This is a genomic window from Streptomyces sp. NPDC048192 (assembly GCF_043202415.1).
GTDB lineage: Bacteria > Actinomycetota > Actinomycetes > Streptomycetales > Streptomycetaceae > Streptomyces.
Window position 1 is genome coordinate 1 of record NZ_JBIDAL010000041.1, and the last position, 2844, is coordinate 2844.

Sequence of the window (2844 nt, forward strand, 5' to 3'; positions counted from 1 at the left end):
AGTCCCTCGCCGACTACCTCGCGAGGATCACCCCACCCAACAGCCAAACCAAGACCGACTAACCCTCGCGATTTCTGGCGCAGCACACTAGTGCTCTGACCGGGAAGGTTCGCCGGGTTGGCGGTTGGGGCGGTTGGATGGGCGGTGACGTCCGTTCCGACCGCTGGAGGCGTGAGTGGCCCAGCCTGTGCGGGTGCGCAGACTGACCGATCAGGAAGGGCAGAAGCTGCAGCAGATCGTGCGCCGGGGCAGCACCAACTCGGTGCGCTACCGCCGGGCGATGATGCTGCTCGCTTCAGCTGGCGGCAACCGGGTCCCGGTAATCGCCCAGCTGGTCCAGGCCGACGAGGACACGGTGCGGGAGGTGATCCACCGGTTCAACGAGATCGGCCTGGCCTGCCTGGACCCTCGATGGGCGGGAGGCCGTCCCCGCCTGCTAAAGCCTGACGACGAGGACTTCGTCGTTCAGACGGCCACTACCCGCCCGACCAAGCTCGGCCAGCCCTTCACCCGCTGGTCGATCCGCAAACTCGCCTCCTACCTACGCCGCGTGCACGGGCGCGTCATCCGCATCGGCCGGGAAGCCTTACGGTGCCTGCTGCGGCGCCGGGGCATCACCTTCCAGCACACCAAGACCTGGAAGGAGTCCCCTGACCCAGACCGCGACGCCAAGCTCGACCGCATCGAGCACGTCCTGGAGCACTTCCCGGACCGGGTCTTCGCCTTCGACGAGTTCGGGCCCCTGGGCATCAGGCCGACCGCAGGCTCCTGCTGGGCGAAGCAGGGCAAGCCCGACCGCCTGCCGGCGACCTACCACCGCACCCATGGCGTCACCTACTTCCACGGCTGCTACTCCGTCGGCGACGACCGGTTGTGGGGCGTCAACCGCCGCCGCAAGGGCACCGCCCACACCCTGGCCGCGCTGAAATCGATCCGCGCCGCCCGGCCCGACGGAGCCCCGATCTACATCATCTTGGACAACCTCTCCGCTCACACCGGAGCGGACATCCGCCGCTGGGCGAAGTGAACCGTTCCGACTTTCCTGCCGGTGGGTTGTTGGCCGGTGATCAGTCGGCTCGTGGTTCTGTGTCAGCGTAGTGGGCTGCCTCGAACTCGGTAGGGCTGATCATGCCCAGACTCGAGTGCAACCGACGGTTGTTGTACCACTCGACCCATGAGGCGGTGGCGTACTCGACGTCCGAGACCGTTCGCCAGGGACCGTCGTGGAAGACCTTGGTGCGTATGCATTCGGCCTTGTAGAGGCCGTTGATCGTCTCCATGAGGGCGTTGTCATATGCGTCCCCGACACTTCCGATCGAGGGGCGGATGCCCTCGATGCTCAGGTGCTCGGTGAAGCGCACACTCGTATATTGCGACCCGGCGTCCGAGTGGTGAATGAGCTGGTCACGTCCCACGGGTTTGCCCTCATGGGTGCGGCGCCACAGCGCCATCCGAAGTGGCACGTCGACCAGCTCCACGTCCCGCTTGACCGAGGCGTGCCAGCTCACGATCTTCTGAGAGAAGCAGTCGACGATGAAGGCGACGTAGGTGAACGACTGATACGTCCGGACGTAGGTGAAGTCGGTGATCCATTTACGGTTCGGGGCCGGGGCCGTGAAGTCGCGGTCCAGCAGGTCCGGGGCCCTGGCGTCGGCCGGGTTGGGGACCGTGGTCCTCGGTCTTCGCCCGCGGACCACGCCGCTGAGGTTGAGTGAGCGCATGGCACGGTCGACAGCGCCGAACCCGGCCTCGGGCAAGAGAGTACGCCGGATGAGAGCCAGCATTTTGCGTCGGCCATAGAGACCTTCGGGAGCCAGCACACGCTCACCGGACGTGCTGGTGGTGAATGCCAGCTGGCGGACCGCGTCCTCGACCAGGGCATCGGTCACGGTTCGGGCCGCGGCCCGGTTGGACGGGCCGGCTGGGGCGGACCAGGCTCGCAGGGTTCGTGCCGCGATCTTCAGTCCTGCCTGGTGCAGGGCGGTGAGGATCGACTCGACGGCATACCCGGTGGCCCGCATCTGATCGGCGAACGCCACGATCAGCGGTTTCGGGGGTCGAGCTCCCCGGCGAAGAAAATCGTCGCGGACTTCAGTACCTCGTTGACCTCGCGCAGCCGTTTGTTCTCCGCCCGCAGCCTGCGCAGTTCCTCGCGCTCGTCCGTGCTCACGCCCGCTGCCTGACCGCTGTCGATCTCGTGCTGGGTGACCCAGCGCCGCACGGACTCCCGGGAGACGCCAAGGGAATCAGCGACCTGGATGTGCAGTGCACGCTCGGAGGAGTACTCCGCACGATGCTCTGTCACCAGCCTCACGGCCTGGCTACGAAGGGCTGCGTCAATCTTCTTGGGCACGTGTCCCATCCTCTCTGACAGCTCACAACGGAGCGGCAGAGAAGTCGGAACGGTTCAAAGAAGAACAAGGTCGAGCTGTGCTTCACCCCGACCTATGCCTCCTGGGCCAACCCGATCGAGGCGCACTTCGGCCCGCTGCGGCAGTTCACCCTGGCCAACTTCAACCATCCAAATCACACGGTGCAGACCCGGGCTCTGCACGGCTACCTGCGCTGGCGCAATGCCAACGCCCGCCACCCCGACGTCCTCGCCGCACAACGCCGAGAACGCGCTCGCGTCCGCAGCGAGAAGGGCATCTGCTGGGGCGGCAGACCGGCCTTCGCGGCGTGATCAAGAACCCTTGCAGCCTTCCTGACTAGAGGCGGCGTGCCGCAACAACCGCTGAACTGGTCGGCATTGTGAGCACTTCGGTGGCCTCCAGGGCTGGATGAGTGAGGTAGAACAGGCGGAGCTCATCCACTTCGCCGCCGAAACGAGGCGGCCAATGGGGC

At 66.1% G+C, this 2844-nt stretch carries 1 protein-coding gene and 3 pseudogenes; 2 read left to right on the forward strand and 2 right to left on the reverse strand.

Going from position 1 to position 2844, the window contains the following annotated elements; genetic code table 11:
* Positions 1-175 precede the first annotated feature (175 nt).
* Positions 176-1024 (forward strand): annotated as a pseudogene (locus ACGFZN_RS39895) (IS630 family transposase); the annotation flags it as partial.
* A 43-nt stretch (positions 1025-1067) separates the two neighbouring features.
* On the opposite strand, the gene ACGFZN_RS39900 reads toward ACGFZN_RS39895, so the two are convergent.
* Positions 1068-2353, reverse strand: a protein-coding gene (locus ACGFZN_RS39900; RefSeq protein WP_393863391.1) for an IS3 family transposase whose coding sequence is annotated in 2 segments (ribosomal slippage) — positions 1068-2080 and positions 2080-2353 — 1287 coding nt in all. Because the reading frame shifts where the segments join, the coding sequence is not laid out codon by codon here.
* A 60-nt stretch (positions 2354-2413) separates the two neighbouring features.
* Between ACGFZN_RS39900 and ACGFZN_RS39905 the strand changes: the two are divergent.
* Positions 2414-2683, forward strand: a pseudogene (locus ACGFZN_RS39905) (IS630 family transposase); the annotation flags it as partial.
* 25 nt (positions 2684-2708) lie between these two features.
* Here ACGFZN_RS39905 and ACGFZN_RS39910 read toward each other — a convergent pair.
* A pseudogene (locus ACGFZN_RS39910) lies at positions 2709-2844 on the reverse strand (transferase); the annotation flags it as partial.